An 18,831-nucleotide genomic window follows, 5' to 3' on the forward strand; every position below is an offset into this window, starting at 1 on the left:
AACAATGGCTTTTCACCGTACGGGAGTGGTTATCATAGACACAAATGCCAGCACGAAAACGCACTGGCCCGCTCGATGGACTGCGGGTTATCGACATGTCCGGCATGATAAGCGGGGCGTTCGCCACCACGATGATGGGCGATTTTGGGGCCGATGTCGTCATGATCGAACACCCGAAGGTGGGTGACCCAATCCGCGAATGGCCACAGAAAACCGCGTCAGGTGAATCGCTGGCCTGGAAATCACTCGGGCGCAACAAGCGCTGTATCACGCTCGATCTTGGGTCAGAAGAAGGCAGAGAGATTGCACTCCTCCTCATCGAAGATGCCGACATCGTCTTTGAGAACTTCCGCCCCGGGACGATGGAACGGTGGGGCCTCGGCCCGGACGACATTCACGCGGTCAACGAGCGAGCGATTATGGTTCGGCTCTCTGGCTACGGGCAGACGGGGCCAAAGTCACAGAAACCTGGCTTCGGCACGGTTGCCGAAGGCATCTCGGGATGGGCACACGCAAACGGCTTCCCTGACAGCGAACCCTTGCTCCCACCGATTAGTCTCGCAGACCTCACCGCAGCGCAATTCGCGCTCCAGTCGACGCTGATGGCGGTCTACGAGCGCGATTTAGGCCGTAATCCGAGCGACAAAGGCCAGGTCATCGATGTCTCGCTCATCGAACCACTCTCTCGGCTGTTCTTTGGCGAGGTTGAAGCCTACGACCGGATGGAATACGTTCGCGAACGGACGGGGAATCGTCATTCGAGCACTGCCCCACGGAACATCTACGAGACGGCAGATGGCTATATGACGATGTCTGCGTCGAATCAGAAAATCTTCGAGCGGGTCGCTCGCGCAATCGACAAGCCAGAACTCATCGATGACCCACGATTCGCGGACAACGTCACGCGTGTCGAAAACGTCGACGCGCTCGATGCGGAAATCGAAGCCTGGACCAAACAGCACACAACCGACGAAGCAATCGACATTCTCGAAGCCAACGATGCCATCGTCGGCCCGGTTTACGATATGGGAGATATCTTCGAAGACGAACAGTACCAGGCTCGCGACGCCATCATCGAAGTCGACGACCCGGACGTTGGCTCGCTGAAGACGTTTGCGCCGACACCCAAGTTCTCTCGGACGCCCGGGGAGGTAGAGTTCCTTGGCCCCGGGCATGGCGAGCACAACGAAGAGGTGTACCAGGGCGAACTCGGCATGTCGACCGAGGAGTTTGCACGCCTCGACGAAGCGGGTGTCATCTAGATGCAACTGAACGACGTCACGCTCCGTGAGGGTGACCAGATGCCGGGTCGCGACTTTACCGCCTCTCAGAAGGTCGAGTGTGCCCACGCACTAGACGACGTGGGCGTTCCGTTCATTCAGCCGGCGTTTCCCGCAACGGGTGAGAAAGACCAGACGGTTGTCCGCGAACTTTCCGAGTCGACGTCAGCCGACATCATCGCGCTTGCTCGGGCGTTAGACCGTGACATCGACCTGGCGATTGACGCGGGTGCAGACGTCGTCGAGACGTTCGTGTCTGTCTCCGATAGCCATCTCGAACACCTCCTCGGCAAGTCCCGAGACGAGATGGAGACGCTCCTTCGCGATGCAGTAGACCACATCATCGAGCGAGGCGGAACGCCACACGTCACGCTCGCCGACGCCTTTCGGACGGACCCAGCCTATCTCGTCGATATCTTCGAGTTGCTCCCCGATGTGCCGATTCTCACGCTCGCAGACTCGGTGGGGGCGCGAACCCCACACACGGTTCAGCAATATTTCGACACACTCGGTGAGGACGTAGACCTCGCACGCGTTGGCGTCCACTTCCACGACGATATGGGCTGTGGGACGGCGAACGCACTCACTGCCTACCACGCTGGCGTGGCGAAGGCTGATGTGAGTATTGCCTCGCTTGGCGAACGGGCGGGAAACAGTTCGTTCGAAGAGGTTGCCGTCTCCTGTGCCGTCGATTACCAGGACGACCTGGGGCTCGACACGACGTCGCTCATCCCTGCCTGTCGCGACATCCTCGACACGCTCGGCGAGTCGTACGGTAGGCGGAAAGCGGTCCTGGGCGAAGAAATCGCCAAACACGAATCGGGAATCCATACGGCTGCCATGCTCGCAGACCCGTCGACGCTCGAACCATTCGACCCTGCAACCTTTGGTGGCGAGCGGACACTCATCTTCGGAAAGCCAACCGGTGAAGGTGGGACGACTCGCCTGCTCGAACGGGCGAACGTCGAGCCAACAGCCCAAGCGGTGAGTCGGTTCCAGGACCTACTCGCGACCCACGGCCCACTCTCACTTGCGGAAGCGCTCAAGCTTGCTTCCCGTGAGTTTGGCGACTGACGCCGTGTTAGGCGGTTTGTTTCACCCGGAACGTGAAAGGAAACGCGAACGAACACTTATCGGATTGCTAGCGAACAACACACCACAGGGGATTCAGGACACATGTTTCAAGCCGAGGTTCACCTCCAACAGGACAAGTTTTGCGTGCTAGACGACTTCGCTGCCACATTCGACGCTGGCTTCGACATCGCAATCGAGGAGTTGCACGACCATTCGGTGACGTTCGTCATCGAGTTTGACGCGGCCGAAGACGCGTACTTTGACTTTTTCGAGCGGTCTACGCAAGTCCAGCATCTCGAACAGCTAAACGAGACCACCTATCTGGTCACGAAAACCTCCTGTGGTGCGTACGACGCCATCGACCGCAATCATGGAATTTTGCGACGGCGCAATCACATCTCGGAAGCACGCCGCGTGTACACGATTCTCTTCTTCCGTCGCGAAGATTTGCGTGCAATCATCACCGAGTTCAAGCAAATCGGAAAAGTCACGCTTGGAAAGGTCACCCATTTCAACGAACCGTCCGCACGGCTCACCGAACGCCAGTACGAAGCGGTTTCTGCCGCCCTCGAACATGGGTACTTCAAGTGGCCACGTGAGATGAAAAGCGAAGACCTCGCAGCCGAGTTGGGCATCAGTCGAGCGACGTTCTTAGAACACCTCCGGAAAGCGCAGGCGAAGCTCCTGGCCGATGCGATGGAGGGGACTGAACACCCCGCACGTGGAAACGCGCCTGAATCGAAGGCTCACTGAGTTCGATACACTCGTTGACTTGGAGGACGGAATGGGAATTTTGCCGCGTCGGTTCGGTTAGGAACGGGTTGGGCGTGGCATCTGTTCAAGCCGCTTGTGTTCCTCAGTTTTCTCTAGCCGATCATAGAAGTGTTTGAGCGTGTCCTGGGCGTCGAATAACCCGGTTCCCGTCAAGACCTCGCGTCCTTCCGGGGTGAGGACGTAGAACGTGAACGTCATCCCGTCTTCGTTCTTCGTTTCCTCGTTGATGACGCGCTCGATGACGCCAACGTGGATGAGTTTTTCCAGGTGCTCATGGATTGTCGAACGCGAGAGCGTTGGGTTCATCAGGTCGAGTTCGCGGAGTGATGGGGCTTCGTGGACGTGACTCACGATGCCTTGAATCAAGGTGAATCGGGTCTTCTGGGTAGCCATGTCCAGCATTTCGCGACGTTTCTGGAGGTTCCCCATCAAGTCGCGGTCATTCCCGCTCGTTTTGGTTTTCCCGGGGAATTCTGGATGGCTCATATCTAACACATTATTCCACACTCTGATAACCGTTTCGGCGATGACCGAATTGCTCCCAGTCACACGAAAACTCACGGAATAGCTAGTCAATCAAACTAAGTCATCGTACGAGAAATTCAGACTGAACGTGCCCCCCGTTGCCGACGACATTAAACAAGAAATGATGGAGCAAGCCGAAGCCCATTATCGCGGCCTCTCTTTCTCCTACGACGAATTCGAATCAGTCCTCAACGTCACCAGCGACCTCACCGAAATCCACAGTTACGACACCAGCTACTTCGTTCTTGGCAGTTACACCGAAGACGCTCGTATGCGCCTCGAACAAGTAAGAGACCAACTGGACGCCCGCAGTGGGGCACGCGCCATACTCATGAGCGATATCGCGAACGAATGGGAACATAGCTACCCGAAATTCCGATTAATCGCCGACTACACCACCTATCTCGTCGGTGTCGCTGAACACCGCTGTGGGGGATTCCTCGTCGAAATGGGATACTTCGCTGCCGTCGATCAATATTTTGAGAAAACCTACGTCCTCAAACTCGCCTACCGTTCCTATTTTCGGTAGCAAACGGTACAACAGTGTACCGAGGGTGGCTGGGCCTCACCGGGTTACTACTCTCTATTTTCGTGCTTCTCGCGGGACGCACCTGGCGACCTTGGGGATGTCCTTCAATTTTCGTTCCCGGCACCAGCAACGTGCAGGACGCGTCATCAAAGCACGCACACCAGCGGAACGGCTGGCTAGTGTGTGTTTGGCCGTCACACGAATCTCCTGAACGTCCGTATAGGCCGTGTTTGAAACTCATGTGACGCTTACAGGTTCGGCGTGAATCGTATTAATAATTCGGGGCAGAATTTGTACCGTTCACATCTATTTACTCCTGATTTTGGTAACAGTTCCGTAACCCCAACGAAAGCGTCCGCGAAACCGACCACGAATGGCCGTATAGCTGGATGCAAGAAGGCATCTTCGAACTTCTCGCCGCAGACCAACGCCTCTTCACTTGGAACACCGTTGAAAATCTCGAAATCTGCACTACAAAACTCCCTTGACAAGGATTCACCGCATTTTCCCGCAGCGACCCTGTAATCTCCTCAATTCTCTCTTCCACTTCGAAGTGACAGTATCCGTGTTTGTACATCAACGTACAACAAAAACCACTGAATCGCACCACTAGGACCGCATTAGCGATGGTGAGGTCCGATGTCTCGGCGCACTCAAACATTATGTCGAATAAAGCCAACTACGAATATCCCGGTAGCTACGTCGAACTACTCAGACGATTTCGACGTGAGGTGACTGAGCATGAACAAGACTAATTCGACCGAGGACGCACCGCACGAACATCGAACGCTGACCATCAGAGTTGGCACGCCCGACGACGCCTTCGACAAGGTCGAAGCCCGTCTCGCTGCCCTTGACGCCGGAGACGACTCCGATCCACTCTATGAGGTCGTCCTCCAACGAGAAGCCGACCTCCAGCGCCTGCTGTCGGCGAATAACGTCCAGCTCCTTCAGACGATTGCGCGACGCGAACCACAGAGCATTCGCGAGTTGGCACGGTTCGTCGACCGCGACGTCCGAGGGGTGCATGATAACCTCTCGGAACTCGAGCGGCTGGGGTTGGTTGAATTCGTCCAGGAGGGCCGGGCGAAAAAGCCGACCGTATGGTACGACGACATCACGATCGAGCTCCCGGTTGCCGTATCTGAATCCGACCCTGCAGACGACACCGCAGAGGCATGAGAGCACAGGGTATGAGGACAGATTGAATAATTCTTGTATGCTGAAAGTGGTATATGTGAGCACCAGTCAGACGAACAACCTGAGTTCCGGTCGGTCATCGAGTCACTGTCCAAGTGCCTGTAACTGGTGGTAACACCAGCCCTGTCAGTGGAAGTCGTTCGACTTGGATAAGGGCACGTGTACCGTTCGCTCTTCGTTTGTTTGACGGTCTTCTCTGATGAATGGTTAAGGTGGTTCCTTTGAAACGCTGAAACAATGACCTCGAGTGACCCTTCGGACAATACGCCCTCTGACCCGGCCAACCTCTTGCCCGAAGACAGCGTGTTGACCTTCGAGGAGTACCTCGACATGCAGCGGACGATTGGCCACCCGATTCGATTTCGCATTCTGTACGCGCTCAAACACGAACAGGACCTGAGTGCTCGCGACCTAGGAGAAAAGCTCGAGATTCCTGCCAACAAACTTCACTACCACTTGGACAAACTCGTCGACGTTGGCCTCGTGGAGAATCGCAAACGCAATTCACCAGATAGGGACGGTCTCTATTCATATTATCGCGCGACGAGCCTCGGAACGGGTATCCTTGAGGAGGGTGTCGAAGCCCTGATGCGACGGGAATGGGAGTTCCACGACGCCTATAACTCGGATGTGTAACTCGGCCCCACAATATATTATTCGCCCGATTAGAACCATCAATTAATGGTCGGGGAACGAATTCGCCGTCGAGATGTCTTGCGGACGATTGGAGCCGTTGGTGCAATCCCATTTACGTCAACCTGCGTCTCGGGGGAACGCCCGTGTTCTGGACCGCGGACGAGCGACACGAACCTCCCATTCGACACTGGGGGACAGTACGGCGGCTGGGGCGGCCACGAGTTTCACGGAACGCAATCGGGACATACGCAAAATCCAGTGGTGTTCGTCCACGGGAACACTCGCGACGCCTGTGATTTCTCGAAACACGCAGGCGTGTTCCTGGAGCGTGGGTATCTCGGCGACGAACTCTGGTCGATTACGTTCCGCGAGGGGACCTCAACCCATTCGGAGATGCGCGACCAACTCGAAGCCTTCGTGAGCAACGTGCTCGCCTATACTGGCGCGTCCTCGGTGGACATCATCGCCCACTCCTTGGGCGTGACGGGAGCGCGATTCTGGCTCGCCGAGTTAGACCGCTATAGTTCGGTCGATACCTTCGTCGGGCTTGCAGGGGCGAATCACGGGACGTCGACGTGCCCGACCTGTAGTGCGTACGCGGGCTGGGGCGAGCCGTGTCAGTTTATCTCGCCTGCGTGTGCCGACGAACCCGGTGAGCCACTGTACGAGCTGAATCATCCTGACGAGACGCCCGGGGCTGTCGAGTACTACACCATTCGCGGGTCGAACGACGCGTTCTATCCGGTGGACAAGGACAGCCCGATTCTCGACGGGGCACGTGAAAACGTCCTGCTCGATGGTGCCGACCACGACCAGGTGCGAGCCAGTGACCGGAGTATCGACTTGCAGTATGAGTGGATTACGGAGTGAGCGCCTGTCGAATCAAATCACTCGCTATTACATTCTCATTGATATGTTGGTCGGACCTCAGCAAGGAGGTCTTCGATGATTTCCCAGAGAATCAGCGACGGCGTTTCGTGTTCGAAGGTGGTGCCCCATCGATCTTCATCGTCGTCGGTCGAGTACTGGAAATGCGCTAGCCCGAGATCCGGATGGTCCTCATCCTGATGCCAGCCAGCATGAAATCCAGTGTTTGGGTCGGTGTAGTTGACGCGAAACCAATCGTGCGGGTCTTTTCGATACCACTTAATGACGAGCACCGGTGAATCCGGTCCTGTTGGCGGGTCGAGTCGGTTCGCATCGAAAAGTGCTCGCAGTTGCTTGGCTTCGATGTCGTCTGGAACGTACTCGGTCGTCGTGATTTGTGGAACGCGGTCGAGAACGTCTCGTTTCAACTGTGTATACAAATTCGCATTCGGATCGCCACCAGGATGCGGGACAGACATCTGTTAACTGCTGGCCCCAGCTGAGTCTGTTGTGGGGGCCAGGAAGTCCCACTCACGGATGGCAAACCCAACGATTTGGATGCGCCGCTGGAGGTGCTCCCACTCGCGTGCGATCTCTCGGCGACGATTTTCTTCGTCGGTATCGAGGTCGTCAGTGGCCAACGAACCGCGAAGCTGGTTCGGCGATTCGAGGTCGAATTCGTCTTCCCAGTCGCGAATCTGTGCCTTCATTCCGGTGAGGCGGTCCGTGAGCTCTTCTACCGTGTGCCCGCTATCTCGAAGGCGCATCGCCTCTTGCATCGCCTGACGGCGGTAGTCAGGGGAGTACGTCGTGTGGGTGCCGCTTTCATCACGATGAAGAATTCCGTCGTCTACGAGTCGTCCGAGAACGCGCTTGGTGGGTTCGTGTGACCAGCCTGCCTCGGAGGCAATCCAGTTGACCGTTCGTGGCTCTGACAGCTGCCGGGCGACCATCCGCACACGGTCTTCACCCGTGGTCTGGCGTTTCATGAGGCCTTCTTCAGAATGCGATTCGTCTTCGGTCATACGCTACAGTTTGTAGTATATCTTAATATAGGTTGAGGTGGCTCATCCTATATCGAATAGTTGGTTCACCGCTCCTCTCACACCTATCTCTGATGCTTGAGTTGGGATAACAGCGGACTAACTCGGATGCCTTGCTATGGGGTCACGCGTAATCTGAATCCGCGCCCGCTGAATCAACACGAGGAGTTCTACGTGTACACCGAAATTATTCCAACCACGTCATCGTAAACCCACGCATGGCTTCAAAGACCGACGACCAGGGCAGACTCTTTCTTACGAAGCAAATTCGAGAACGGTACGGAACACGGTTTCATATTGTTCCATCTGAGGACCGAATTACAGAGATTCAAGGAGAAAGCCCACGACTTTAGTCGTGGGATGAATCCGACCAATCCCGTCAAAACCGCAATACTTAGGTTGAATGGGATCGGATGTTAACGCAACTCGCTCGGGAAACTTGGAGTTGGATTGGGGTCTCCGTCAACAAAAAGCAACCCTGCCCAAGTGAGGCTCGGACGCAAGTCCGAGTCGGGCCGATGGCACGGCCTGTAGGGTGTCAGCAGGGTAGTCCGAACGGACTGGCGTCACCACGCGCCCACCGCCCCGACGCACTACCTACAAACCGAGACCTCCCTCGGGAGGGAAGTTGCCTCCGTTGGTGTCGGAACGACCGACCCCAAGCGCGAGGAATCCCACGACTTCAGTCGTGTGGAGGATGTCAAACTCATCCTAGTTGCAGACAATCCATTAGGGGCCGTTCGTGACGCAGCGGGTGAACTTCGTGAAATTTCGATTGAGGAACTTCGAGAGGCTGCGGCCAGGCAAGCACGTGAATCGAGCGACGAGGGGTAGTCGGGACGAGTGTTCGCGTATTCACTCTGTAATCTGATGATGGTATACGAATCTTTCGTCTCTAACTGACACTGCAAAGGCGGTAGCTGTAGACCAGATTCGTTCGCGAAAAATCGTCGATTCACAGGAAGGGCTAGTTACGGCCAGGCGTTGCGCCGAGGGCGACACCGACGGCGGCACCGACTGCCGAGATACGCTGTAGATGGGAGCATGCGAGCAAACAACGAGAGTTTCTTCACACAGGACGGCGGAGCGAGGGTATGTCTGTTGAAAATCCCCCTGCTGTGGACGCTGACGTGACGGTTTACTATGTTTCAGAGCGCTCGGAATCTGTCGTCTCCCGGACGGGGCGGCTCGCCAAGGAAGCTGTGACCGCGAGCGACCACACCGTGGGCTTTCTCGTCGAACCCGACACCACCAGTCGCGTGACGCTCATCAACTACGACACGGGTGCGGTGTTCTCCCGTTCCCGGGGTCGAACGACGTATCTGGGGCAGGTCGAGCGCCTCGAAATCGCTGAATAGTGGCGAAGGCTTGTACACGCTCGAGGCACTCCGAACTGCGAGGATGACTGACGAATTGAAATAATCAGATCGCGAGTACGCTATCGTGTCTGTTGGTATCCTTGCTTACTCTCTGTCTCGTCGATAGATGCCTGTCACGCTCGTCGTCTTCATCCTGATACCCGATGCTGTTCTCGAACCTGTGAAGGCCTCTTGGGACGTTTCAAGGTAAAATAATACTTCCAATAATCGTACTTCCAATAATCGTACTTCCAATAATCGTACTTCCAATAATCATACTTCAGAGTATCATTATTCGGAAACTCGATTGCGCTCTCGCGACTGTGGCCCTTGAGCCAGTCGACGGTACCACGCCGAACGCCCCCGGACGCTCGCGGTCGCTCAGACGACATATCGGCGAAGCCAATAAGGGTCACTGAGCCGACCAGACACGCGCGAGCGCCCGGCCTGGTTCACTCCCACCCATGGCGGTTGCGTAGTCACACTGTACGTGTCGGTGGTGTGCTCTAATCGAACGTCAATTCGATGGCAGTCGGGATGTCGATGCATTCTCTCCCGTCGTTTATGCACCAGTGACCCCATGATAACCTTCACCTTTATTATATGTTGTTGCATATATTCGGACAGTGTTTGATTAGATGGAACAAGATATAAGAGTCTGTCTGCGTGTCACGCCAACTGCGGACACGAGGGTGTTCAGATTGCAGGCGGCAGACGATGTGCTCCGAGTGCTGGTCGACGCGCACGACACAGAGTTCACACTGCGAGAGTTGGGTGAAGAAACAGAACACAGTCGTTCTACCATCTGGCGAGCCGTCGAATTACTTGATGACGTCGGGCTCTTGCGGATTCGTGAGACTCCACAGCGAAAGTACGTTGCAATCGACCCTGCACACTTGCAGAAAGCCGACCCCATACTCGGTATCCAGCAAGTGGAGTATCACGACCCCATTCGAGCGTTCGTCACACGCGTGAATCGTCGTGTTGATACCTCCGATGAGATTGCCCAGCTTGTTGGCATCCTTGTGTTTGGGAGCGTTGCTCGCGGCGAAGCCGACCGAAAAAGCGACATCGACGTGTTCGTCCTCGTCGACGGTGACCGGACGGTCGCACGCCGTCTCGTCTCGGCTGTCGCCGCAAACCTCGGAGACGAACGATTCAACGGGGACCGGTATACGTTCGAACCGTTCGTCGAATCTGTTGAAAGTGTTCGACGGGTGGGCGACAGACTCTCCGAGATTTTTAGTGAAGGTGTGACGGTTTACCGTAGCGACCGATTCCCTGAGATTCGAAAGGAGGTGCGACGCGATGAGCACGAATCGTATTGAGTCGTTAATCGAGAAGGTGCAGGTTGCATTCGATCAGCATCCTGCCGAGATAGAGGCGGGGTTAAATACGAACGAAGCTGACCTCTTGCAACTTCGGAAGTCGTGTCGTCTGCTTGCCGGTGCCGAGGTACTGCTTGACCACAGCTACTATACGCTCGTTATCGAGGCTTCGTTCGTTGCAATCGAACGCGTAATCGAGTTCAAACTGCTCGAAAGCGGCGTTGAACCACGCGACCTTCCCGGGACGCATCCGGGCGTCTATACGGAAGCGGCGAGACGTGGGCTCTTCTCTGAATACGTCGCCGAGAATCTCAAGGATTTGTGGCGGAATCACCGCGCCAAGACGTATTATCAAGACGGACTCGCGGCCAAAGAGCGCGCTGTGCTGGTTTTCGAACTCGCGATGGAAACACATGCATTCGTGGTGAATCTCTCGTCAAAGAAATTCGAGTGCCTGTGTTGAATCTTTGCGCTATCGGCGTTTGGCATACTGATTCGCGTTGCGTTGAGTGACCGACGCGTGTGGGCATCTCCCAATTAATGCTTTGGACAGGCCGTACCGGGCTTTCATATTCGTTTCTGGCACGCCCCGCTCGCCGCGTTTCACCCGGACGCTGCTCACGGTTCGTTACACTCACCGTTCGCTTCGAGGCCCTCCCTTCGGTCGTCCCTCGTTCGCTCGGCACCGACCATTCCGGGCGTGCGGCTCACTTTGTTCGCCGTTCCGGGCGTCTGGTTTGCCGCCAGCACCAAGCGCGCTTTCGGTTGCGTCTGGCGACGGACGCGAAACCGGCTTGTGTGCTGGGCACTCGCGCCGGGTGACGCTGGCGCGCGGTGCTGGTTGGTTTCTCTCTGAGGCGCGCTCGCTTCGCTCCCGGGGGTCGCTTGCGAAGGCGCGAAGCGAGCGCGCGGATGGTTGAGGCGTTTGAGAGCCACGGCTGGAGAGTTGTGGTTCAAAAGAAGACGCCGAGTGAGCGCCTTCTGCGGTAAATTCCCTATCAGGAGAACTACCAATGAGTACTAAACACACTATCGATGAAGAAGCTTCGGTCGAACAGGCACACGAAAATGAGTTTGCGGCGGTTGAGGAGCGTCCTGAGCTGCGGCCCACGGTCGAGATGGAGATTCAGACGAAGGTGGATACGAATCATCCGGATGCGGGAGTGTCCGGACTGACTTTGGCTGCAGAGGAGCGCTTGAGAGCACGTGAGTGGGAGATTGCGAGAACGCGGACGCGGTGGGACGATAGGCAAGAGTCAGACCGTGAAGCGCGGACGCGGCGGAAGGTGAGGGAGCAGAGCCGGGAACGGAGAGTTGAGTTCGAGAAGCGGGCGGCGAGCGTAGATTCGAGATTGGAGCCCGGACGCGAGGACCCTCGTGAGCGGTTGAGCCGTGAGGAGTTGGCGGCAGTGAATCAGCAAGCGATGCGCATCCATCAGATGGTGAAAAGCAGTGTCTCTCGGGCGGTGCTCTCGAAGCAGGTGGCCGAACGGATGGTCGAAGGCGCGGAATTGGTGAGTGCAGCCGTCGCAGTCATTGAGAAGCAATGGACGCGACCGGGTGGGATTGTTCCCATTGCGAAAGTCGGGGACGTGGACAGAGGCGAAGTCACGGTCGAAGGAAAAATCGAGCGACTCTGGGAGCCATCCCATCCAGCGATTCAATCGGTTGGACTCCTCGAAGATGAGAGTGGGAGAATCCGATTCACGGTCTGGAAGAAGTCAGGACAGGCGATGGTCAGCGAGGGAGAGCGGGTGCGATTCAGGGCGGCGGCGAAAAACTGGTACGAGGGTCGGTGTTCGATTGCGTTGACGCGGTGGTCGAATATAGAGTTCCCAGAGCGAGGCGAGTGGTGGACGTAGACTAACGGGCGGTCTTCTTTTTTTGTCGCCATCCTTGCTGGTCATCTCTCTTCGTCTATTAATGACCATCTCGCTCTCTGTCATCGATTTACAGATATACAACATGACTTCTGGAGACAATCCCCTCGAATGGGAATGAATTGGTAATCTGAGCGCAATCTGAAACGGAACGTGGAAGATTTTTCAGGGAATTTAGCGTACCGCACGGAGAACAACAACTTCAGGACGTCTCTTCGAACAGCGCCAACACATCTGCCGGCTCGAATAGATGGACATTCTCACGCTGTGTTGTACTCTCTACAAGCTCGTCTGTGAAGCCAGATCTCGAAAAGAGCCCGTACGCAACGTCCCGGTCAGAACCCTGCCAACGCACGTCCGGTTCAGTCGATTCGAGGTCGTCGAGGAGTGACTGACCAACGGGATTAGTGGTCCACTTGCATTCTCCGAGGAAGAGCGTCTTGGTTTGTGGATTCAACCCAACCACATCAATTTCTTGCTCGCTGTACCACCAGCGGCCTACTCGGGAACTGGAAACTGGAAATGACGGCGCTCGGGCAGCCTGTCGACAGACTGCTTCAAACGCGAAGCTTGTGTGCGTTGGTAATGTTTCAGCAATCGATTCTCGGACGGGTTCGGTTCGGCCTTGTTCGAGGGTTCCTCGGTTCGGCGAGACGTAGCGAAACCAAAACCGGACGAACTGGTCAGTCAGTTTGTAGACACCGCGTCCATCGGGATCTGTGACCGGTGTTTCGCGCTCGACGAGCGCTAACTGCGTCAGGTTTTGGAGATATCGTGAGATGCCGCTTGCCTTCTTATCGATATGATTCGCGATATCGGTCACACGAGTTGCACCGTTGGCAATCGCTTCAAGAATCGCCATGTAGGTGGTCGGTTCCCGGAGTTCCTGTCGGAGGAGGAATTCAGGCTCTTCGTAGAGAAATGCACCCTTCGAGAGGATGTGCTGTTCGATGTTCGAAAGGAGATCTTCAGTCTCGTCAAATTGCTCGAGATACGCTGGAACGCCACCGAGCACACCGTACGCCTGGATTGTGGTGTCAGCATCATATTGCGGGACAAATTTCGCCACGTCACCGATGGTGAGTGGTTCGAGTCGCCACTGTCCAGTTCGGCGTCCGTACAGCGGACTTTCGTAACTCAACACACCCTCTTCCATCATCGAGATCGACGAGCCCAGGAGGACAATCGAAATCGCTGTGTCTGAGAGCACTTCGTCGACGATGGTCTGAAATACAGACGGGATGGTCTCATCCGCCTCTACGAGGTAGGAGAACTCGTCCAATGCGACGACGAACGGTCCTTCAACTCGTGCCTTGAGATACCGAAACGCGTCCACAAATGTGTCCACGTCGGGCGGCACATCGTTGAAGTGGTCCGCACACTGTCGTGCGAATCGCGTTGCGTTGTGTTTCGGCCCTCGTTGGTCACAAAGATAGTATTGGGAGTCCTGTTCGAGTGAATCGAGTGCTGTCGTCACGAGCGTCGTTTTCCCGACTCGACGGCGACCATACACAACGAGAAACTGCCGGTCCTCTCGTCTGAGATGTGAGGTCAGCCACTCTAGTTCCCGCTCTCGATCAATCATTATGCAGTAGATTATATTATCTTGTGCATAAGATTTGTGGTGGGACTCGGACACCACAGTCTCAGTGTCCACACCGTGTTGGAATTCGTGGGATGGTGCGAATGACAGAGGAACTGTTTCTCAAACAGAATGTTTATCTCGTCTAGATATGTTCTCTCAGCTGAATGTATCGCTATCGCCCCGATGAAATCGACCGTGAGCGCGCCCACCACCAGGCGGTGAAGCAAATCGGAAAGAAAGGCAAGCAGGCCATTGACGTCAAACGCATTGGCAACCTCGGCGAACTGGCCTTCGAAGCGTTCTGCAGAGAGTATCTCCCTGTCGAGATGTGGCACTGGGAAAATGACGAGGCGATGCGCCTGTGCAATCCAGAGAGTTTCTCCGGTCACGATTTCGAGGTGTTTGGTTACACCGTGGACGTGAAAACGTCGCGTGATGTCTCTGCGTTCTTGCCGAAAACACTGTATGAGAATGATCCAGACGACGACATCATCGTCATGGCGTGGCATCGCGATAACGAAGATTCGCTCATGTTGCTCGGGTGGGTCAGGACGCGAACGCTGCAATCGAAGGTCGAGTCAGAGGAAGCTTACGAAGGCGACCGACCGAGCAAGCTCGACCACCTCGTTGTCCGACCGATGAACGAGCTCATGGACCTCGGTCCGAACACCGCGCATATGACCCAACGGCCGTCAAGCCCGTTCGTTCCGGGTGACCGAGTGGTCAAGGTCGCAGACGCAGACCCTGCGGTGGGTGTCGTCATCGACGTCCTGCCACCCGAACATGAAGCGAAAATCATGGGGCAGACGATGGATGGCGAAGCGATTCAAGTGACTTTCCCTGCTCTGCTCGACGAGGGGCCGGGTGACTGGCGGACGATTCACCCTGCGAAACTCGCCTCGTACTGTCACGACCAACAAATCAAATGCTACACCTACAAGCACACGAATCTGGCGTTTGCGCCGAATCCCTACGTCGTGGGTGACCGCGTCATCAAAACGAGTCACGACGAACCGGATGTCGCAATCGTCGTCGAACCGAGCGAGGATGGTGTGGCCGTTGCGTACGAAGGACAATTCGATGGCAAGTCGATTTCACCGGAAAAGCTACAATCGTACTGCGACGAACACGATATCTCGCTTTATTCGTATTCAACTGACGACGTTGCGTTTGCTGAATGACTGTATGGTTACGTCCCGTTTTCTCTAGCTTATCTGAAATTTTCTATTGAGGTGGTAGCTTAGAATCAAACTTTCTCATAAGATCCCCCGAGCCATTCTCACGTTAGCCATTCGTATCGACCCTATGAGACAGGAGACTTTCGGGGGTGGTCGCAACAATTATACCGATTCCCACTAGAGGTGGGAATATGGCGAAAGTGGATTCAAAGGGCCGCATACTGCTGCCCAAGCACCTCCGTGAACGACTCGGCATCAATCCAGGTACAGAGGTTGAAATCACAGAACAAGACGGTACAGCCGTTGTCCAACCTGAAAAGGACCCAGAACACATTATCAGCCGCATGAACGAGCTTATCGATGAGGCGGCGAGCAACCGCGAACTACGAACTTCCGAAGATTTCGACGAGTACGCCCAAGACCACGCCGAAATCATCCGCAGACAGGCCGCGAAACACGCTGACGATGAGTGACGGGCCATACCTCTTTGACGTAAGCGTGATTGCACTCGCACATGCTGGGACGCCCGTAAGTGAGCCAGCCCTTTCTCATCTCCAAGACGCAATTCAGGGCGACATTGAGGCAATCATCCCCTACACCACACTTATCGGAGCACATCACGTTCTCACCTCGTTTTACGGATTCTCGAACGAACGGGCCGCAACGCTGATGCAGAACCTTATGGACGCCAAACGCATCCACTGGTACGATGGATTACCGGAACAGATCGTGCGCTCGGGCTTCTCACTCGCGGGAGACCTGAATATCGACGCCTGGGACGGATATTACGCACGGGTCGCTCAGGAAGAAGGGGTTGGCACGATTCTCACACTCGACGATGACTTTGCGGCAGTCGATAACGTCGAAACCACGGTACTATTGTCTTCCGCAGAATTCGCCACACTCAACGAGTACCTCGGCTACTGACTCATATCGTTTGCCTTCGGAACAGGCTGTACCACGAAACTTGGATTCGTCGCAGCACGAATTTATCGTGCAATCGAGAATTGTCGCATCACATGAGGCTTGTGGCGCGCTTTTCGAGAGGTTTGGTGTGTATACGTCTACAGCTGATTCGTAGATGTGTTGAACCATTTTGCTACACAACAGGCAGAGACGCTTATCACGCCAGTTTATGCGCCCCCAAGGGGTGCGGGGCCACTCACAACTGGCCTCGCTATATCCCCATGTCAGAACACATTCTGCAGCGATTGGACTACACGAATCGTTCACTGAAACGCGCCCAGTACGAAGCCTTCGAGTTCTCACTCACCGACCGAGGCGTCCTCGTCAGAAACGAGAGCTATGCCGACCCCGAAAATCACGAGTATCTCGTGACGGTCAGGAACGGTGTTCCAACGACCTGCGAGTGCCCTGCCGATGCCCACTTCGAGGGTGCGTGTAAGCATCGGCTCGCCGTGGCAATTCGAGCACCCATTCTGCAGGCAGCACAGAAGGTCGAGCGGGTCGTCACTGATGGCGGCGTTGCACCTGCTACAGCACCGGAAGTGGACGAGCCTTCCTGTGAGGAGTGCTTTCCGGGCTTTACCTGCTGGGAATGCTACCTCTCGGAAAAAATGGGGTCGGTCGAATGACTGAAACTTATTTTGAGGTATGAATAGAATTATTGATATGCGCCTCAAAGTAACTTCAATGAGCGATACATGGCTTAAGCATACTTCAGCATTTGACCGCGTGAAAAGCGTCGCCCTTACCGTGTCGACCCCACGCACTGCAGCGTGGATTGCAGACGAAGCACAGGTCTCAGAGAATACCGCTCGCAGCCATCTCTCGCGGCTTGCCGACCTCGGCGTTCTCGCAACGACCACGACCGAGCGGGGGACTGGCTACGCACCCGACGCAATCTACACTCGATTCCAGGATATTCGCGAACTCATCCAGGAACACACAGAAGACCAGCTTGCCACGAGGGCGGTCGACCTACAAGAGGAACTCGCGGAGTTTACTTCCACGTACGAGGTTGAATCACCGACCGCGCTTCGGACGTCTATCGCCACTGGTGGCCTCACGCCCGCAGAGGCGCGCGAACGTCTCGAAGCCGTCTCGGATTGGGAGTACGCCCGGTATCGACTGTCGATCGTTCGTGATGCGCTCGACCATTACGATACGTACAGTTCGTCGCGTCCCGCGTCGGCATGACCGGTGGTCGTTCAGGCAGTGAGTCTGGGGCAGACCGCCACCGAATTCTCAGATAACTTCGCCAACAGCTTGAACACCATCCCGCAGTCTCTGCAGCGTGGGGTGAACCCAGCGGCGAGTACGCCGAAGTCGCAGCGACGATTTCTCCGCAATACTTTGGCAGGGACGCTGACACAGCAACACTCCGCCTCGTTTGGCACCCTTCTCCGACTCTCACTGAGGAGGATACTCGGGTAGCTTCCATTCATCCAGCAGCCCCACGGACGCACTTTGAGGCGATGTTCAAGTTGCATTACGCGAGTCCAGTGGATACGATTGTGGCTTTCACAACGAACCAAACCCACACGTTGAGGGATGGTTCCATTTTCAGGAACGTACCTCACCAGAGTCAGAGTACGACTATTCTCCGTCTACGCTCGACGCTCGTTCACCAGTCGGTGCGCTCTGGGACCTGCTCGATTTGCTCGAAGCAAAACTCCAGGAAGCGACGTAGCCTGCCAGTTTATCGGTCCCCGAGGGGCGCGGTTCACGCAACGACGGTCTTTTTCGTCGGCCACCCCACCATCCAGTATGCCAAGCCGACGTGCGGTGTTAAAAACGACCGCATCGGGCGCCCTCGTCGCGGTCGCAGGGTGCGTTGACCAAGTCTCTGATTCCATCCCGGAGAATGCCTCATCAGGGGAGCTGCTCCGTCAGGGCGACGAAACGCCACCAGAGCTAGACGACGAGGCCGTCGAGCGAGCAGGAGAGGTCGGCCAGCGGGTCAGAGAATCGGTCGTCTACCTGCAGACGAGTCTCGGCGGCGGCGTCCACGCCAGCGGGACCGGGTTCGTCTACGGCGACGGGTCACACGTCATTACCAACGCTCACAACGTCCGCGGGTCGGAGACGTTCGACCTCTGGACCGTCGACGGGGAATCCTACGAAGCCGAAGTGGTCGACTACGTCGAGAACCGCCAGCCGGACGTGGCGCTGGTGCGAGCCGAGGGGCTGGACCTCGACCCGCTCGAGGCTGGGTCGTCGGACGACCTCGAGGCCGGCCAGCCCCTCCTCCAGGTCGGGCACCCCTCTATTATGGGCAACTGGGTCATCACCGCCGGCCCGATGGCCGAGCCAAGTAGTGTCGATCCGCGGCTCCGTACACACGTCCCCGGGGTGCAGGGCAACAGCGGGTCGCCACTCCTCACGCTGGACGGTGCGGTCGTTGGCCTGACGTATGGCGCAACACGACCGGGAAACAGGGGTCCAAACGACCCTCCGGAGGGCCCACAATCTGACGACGCGCACACGCGAATCGTCGGGCGGTTGATGTCGCTGCACGAGACCATCGAGGACGTCGACGAGCAGTACGAGACGTGGGTCTGACGACTGACGGTCCTCGTATCCGTTGTCACACGACTCACGTATCGCAGTG

Annotated in this window: 21 protein-coding genes; 17 read left to right on the top strand and 4 right to left on the bottom strand. The window is 56.2% G+C overall.

Features of this window, described 5'->3' with window-relative positions; genetic code table 11:
- The first annotated feature begins 44 nt into the window (after positions 1-44).
- The 3 genes from P1M51_RS16305 (at position 45) to P1M51_RS16315 (ending at position 3,107) form a co-directional block, all read left to right on the top strand.
- Complete coding sequence (locus tag P1M51_RS16305; protein ID WP_276275129.1) at positions 45-1,262, top strand: CaiB/BaiF CoA-transferase family protein; 1,218 nt, start codon at positions 45-47, stop codon at positions 1,260-1,262.
- Complete coding sequence (locus P1M51_RS16310; RefSeq protein WP_276275130.1) at positions 1,263-2,354, top strand: LeuA family protein; 1,092 nt, start codon at positions 1,263-1,265, stop codon at positions 2,352-2,354. It begins immediately after the preceding gene.
- Between the two features lie 102 nt (positions 2,355-2,456).
- Positions 2,457-3,107: a helix-turn-helix domain-containing protein gene (locus P1M51_RS16315; protein WP_276248572.1), complete on the top strand. Its 651-nt coding sequence runs from the start codon at positions 2,457-2,459 to the stop codon at positions 3,105-3,107.
- Between the two features lie 57 nt (positions 3,108-3,164).
- Here P1M51_RS16315 and P1M51_RS16320 read toward each other — a convergent pair whose 3' ends face one another.
- A complete protein-coding gene (locus tag P1M51_RS16320; protein WP_276248571.1) occupies positions 3,165-3,614 on the bottom strand; it encodes a transcriptional regulator in 450 nt (149 codons plus the stop codon).
- Between the two features lie 160 nt (positions 3,615-3,774).
- Between P1M51_RS16320 and P1M51_RS16325 the strand changes: the two genes are divergently transcribed.
- From P1M51_RS16325 to P1M51_RS16340, 4 genes are all read left to right on the top strand, one after another.
- Positions 3,775-4,182: a hypothetical protein gene (locus tag P1M51_RS16325; protein ID WP_276248570.1), complete on the top strand. Its 408-nt coding sequence runs from the start codon at positions 3,775-3,777 to the stop codon at positions 4,180-4,182.
- Positions 4,183-4,923: 741 nt separating this feature from the next.
- Positions 4,924-5,364: a winged helix DNA-binding protein gene (locus tag P1M51_RS16330; RefSeq protein WP_276275131.1), complete on the top strand. Its 441-nt coding sequence runs from the start codon at positions 4,924-4,926 to the stop codon at positions 5,362-5,364.
- A 255-nt stretch (positions 5,365-5,619) separates the two neighbouring features.
- Positions 5,620-6,018, top strand: a complete 399-nt coding sequence (locus P1M51_RS16335; RefSeq protein ID WP_276275132.1) for a transcriptional regulator — start codon at positions 5,620-5,622, stop codon at positions 6,016-6,018.
- A 45-nt stretch (positions 6,019-6,063) separates the two neighbouring features.
- Complete coding sequence (locus P1M51_RS16340; RefSeq protein ID WP_276275133.1) at positions 6,064-6,888, top strand: hypothetical protein; 825 nt, start codon at positions 6,064-6,066, stop codon at positions 6,886-6,888.
- A gap of 35 nt (positions 6,889-6,923) precedes the next feature.
- On the opposite strand, the gene P1M51_RS16345 is transcribed toward P1M51_RS16340, so the two are convergent.
- Complete coding sequence (locus P1M51_RS16345) at positions 6,924-7,364, bottom strand: hypothetical protein (RefSeq protein ID WP_276248566.1); 441 nt, start codon at positions 7,362-7,364, stop codon at positions 6,924-6,926.
- Between the two features lie 3 nt (positions 7,365-7,367).
- A complete protein-coding gene (locus tag P1M51_RS16350; protein WP_276275134.1) occupies positions 7,368-7,910 on the bottom strand; it encodes a hypothetical protein in 543 nt (180 codons plus the stop codon).
- Between the two features lie 1,112 nt (positions 7,911-9,022).
- Between P1M51_RS16350 and P1M51_RS16355 the strand changes: the two genes are divergently transcribed.
- From P1M51_RS16355 to P1M51_RS16370, 4 genes are all read left to right on the top strand, one after another.
- Positions 9,023-9,286, top strand: coding sequence for a hypothetical protein (locus P1M51_RS16355; RefSeq protein ID WP_276248564.1), 264 nt, complete (start codon positions 9,023-9,025; stop codon positions 9,284-9,286).
- Positions 9,287-9,924: 638 nt separating this feature from the next.
- Positions 9,925-10,614 (top strand): nucleotidyltransferase domain-containing protein, encoded by a 690-nt coding sequence (locus P1M51_RS16360; protein WP_276248563.1) that lies wholly within the window; start codon positions 9,925-9,927, stop codon positions 10,612-10,614.
- Positions 10,595-11,077: a hypothetical protein gene (locus P1M51_RS16365; RefSeq protein WP_276275135.1), complete on the top strand. Its 483-nt coding sequence runs from the start codon at positions 10,595-10,597 to the stop codon at positions 11,075-11,077. The genes P1M51_RS16360 and P1M51_RS16365 overlap by 20 nt, the downstream gene beginning before the upstream one ends.
- A gap of 550 nt (positions 11,078-11,627) precedes the next feature.
- A complete protein-coding gene (locus tag P1M51_RS16370; protein ID WP_276275136.1) occupies positions 11,628-12,476 on the top strand; it encodes a DNA-binding protein in 849 nt (282 codons plus the stop codon).
- Positions 12,477-12,696: 220 nt separating this feature from the next.
- Here P1M51_RS16370 and P1M51_RS16375 read toward each other — a convergent pair whose 3' ends face one another.
- Entirely contained in the window at positions 12,697-14,079 is a 1,383-nt protein-coding gene (locus P1M51_RS16375; protein ID WP_276275137.1) for an ATP-binding protein, read from the bottom strand.
- 164 nt (positions 14,080-14,243) lie between these two features.
- Between P1M51_RS16375 and P1M51_RS16380 the strand changes: the two genes are divergently transcribed.
- The 6 genes from P1M51_RS16380 (at position 14,244) to P1M51_RS16405 (ending at position 18,782) form a co-directional block, all read left to right on the top strand.
- Entirely contained in the window at positions 14,244-15,260 is a 1,017-nt protein-coding gene (locus tag P1M51_RS16380) for a hypothetical protein (RefSeq protein ID WP_276275138.1), read from the top strand.
- A gap of 188 nt (positions 15,261-15,448) precedes the next feature.
- Positions 15,449-15,730, top strand: coding sequence for an AbrB/MazE/SpoVT family DNA-binding domain-containing protein (locus tag P1M51_RS16385; RefSeq protein WP_276248558.1), 282 nt, complete (start codon positions 15,449-15,451; stop codon positions 15,728-15,730).
- The gene (locus P1M51_RS16390) at positions 15,723-16,184 is read left to right on the top strand and encodes a hypothetical protein (protein ID WP_276248557.1); all 462 of its coding nucleotides are present in this window, start codon (positions 15,723-15,725) and stop codon (positions 16,182-16,184) included. The genes P1M51_RS16385 and P1M51_RS16390 overlap by 8 nt, the downstream gene beginning before the upstream one ends.
- 260 nt (positions 16,185-16,444) lie before the next feature.
- Complete coding sequence (locus P1M51_RS16395) at positions 16,445-16,852, top strand: SWIM zinc finger family protein (RefSeq protein ID WP_276275139.1); 408 nt, start codon at positions 16,445-16,447, stop codon at positions 16,850-16,852.
- 121 nt (positions 16,853-16,973) lie between these two features.
- Positions 16,974-17,417, top strand: a complete 444-nt coding sequence (locus P1M51_RS16400; RefSeq protein WP_276275140.1) for an ArsR family transcriptional regulator — start codon at positions 16,974-16,976, stop codon at positions 17,415-17,417.
- 570 nt (positions 17,418-17,987) lie between these two features.
- Entirely contained in the window at positions 17,988-18,782 is a 795-nt protein-coding gene (locus tag P1M51_RS16405) for a serine protease (RefSeq protein WP_276275141.1), read from the top strand.
- Positions 18,783-18,831 lie beyond the last annotated feature (49 nt).

The organism is Haladaptatus sp. QDMS2, from assembly GCF_029338295.1.
Lineage (GTDB): Archaea > Halobacteriota > Halobacteria > Halobacteriales > Halococcaceae > QDMS2.

Coding starts and splice junctions, on each gene's coding strand:
- P1M51_RS16315 (WP_276248572.1), top strand. CDS start 2,457: ATGTTTCAAGCCGAGGTTCACCTCCAACAGGACAAGTTTTGCGTGCTA.
- P1M51_RS16310 (WP_276275130.1), top strand. CDS start 1,263: ATGCAACTGAACGACGTCACGCTCCGTGAGGGTGACCAGATGCCGGGT.
- P1M51_RS16320 (WP_276248571.1), bottom strand. CDS start 3,614: ATGAGCCATCCAGAATTCCCCGGGAAAACCAAAACGAGCGGGAATGAC.
- P1M51_RS16380 (WP_276275138.1), top strand. CDS start 14,244: ATGTATCGCTATCGCCCCGATGAAATCGACCGTGAGCGCGCCCACCAC.
- P1M51_RS16345 (WP_276248566.1), bottom strand. CDS start 7,364: ATGTCTGTCCCGCATCCTGGTGGCGATCCGAATGCGAATTTGTATACA.
- P1M51_RS16385 (WP_276248558.1), top strand. CDS start 15,449: ATGGCGAAAGTGGATTCAAAGGGCCGCATACTGCTGCCCAAGCACCTC.
- P1M51_RS16350 (WP_276275134.1), bottom strand. CDS start 7,910: ATGACCGAAGACGAATCGCATTCTGAAGAAGGCCTCATGAAACGCCAG.
- P1M51_RS16395 (WP_276275139.1), top strand. CDS start 16,445: ATGTCAGAACACATTCTGCAGCGATTGGACTACACGAATCGTTCACTG.
- P1M51_RS16375 (WP_276275137.1), bottom strand. CDS start 14,079: ATGATTGATCGAGAGCGGGAACTAGAGTGGCTGACCTCACATCTCAGA.
- P1M51_RS16365 (WP_276275135.1), top strand. CDS start 10,595: ATGAGCACGAATCGTATTGAGTCGTTAATCGAGAAGGTGCAGGTTGCA.
- P1M51_RS16330 (WP_276275131.1), top strand. CDS start 4,924: ATGAACAAGACTAATTCGACCGAGGACGCACCGCACGAACATCGAACG.
- P1M51_RS16335 (WP_276275132.1), top strand. CDS start 5,620: ATGACCTCGAGTGACCCTTCGGACAATACGCCCTCTGACCCGGCCAAC.
- P1M51_RS16390 (WP_276248557.1), top strand. CDS start 15,723: ATGAGTGACGGGCCATACCTCTTTGACGTAAGCGTGATTGCACTCGCA.
- P1M51_RS16370 (WP_276275136.1), top strand. CDS start 11,628: ATGAGTACTAAACACACTATCGATGAAGAAGCTTCGGTCGAACAGGCA.
- P1M51_RS16325 (WP_276248570.1), top strand. CDS start 3,775: ATGATGGAGCAAGCCGAAGCCCATTATCGCGGCCTCTCTTTCTCCTAC.
- P1M51_RS16355 (WP_276248564.1), top strand. CDS start 9,023: ATGTCTGTTGAAAATCCCCCTGCTGTGGACGCTGACGTGACGGTTTAC.
- P1M51_RS16340 (WP_276275133.1), top strand. CDS start 6,064: ATGGTCGGGGAACGAATTCGCCGTCGAGATGTCTTGCGGACGATTGGA.
- P1M51_RS16405 (WP_276275141.1), top strand. CDS start 17,988: ATGCCAAGCCGACGTGCGGTGTTAAAAACGACCGCATCGGGCGCCCTC.
- P1M51_RS16360 (WP_276248563.1), top strand. CDS start 9,925: ATGGAACAAGATATAAGAGTCTGTCTGCGTGTCACGCCAACTGCGGAC.
- P1M51_RS16305 (WP_276275129.1), top strand. CDS start 45: ATGCCAGCACGAAAACGCACTGGCCCGCTCGATGGACTGCGGGTTATC.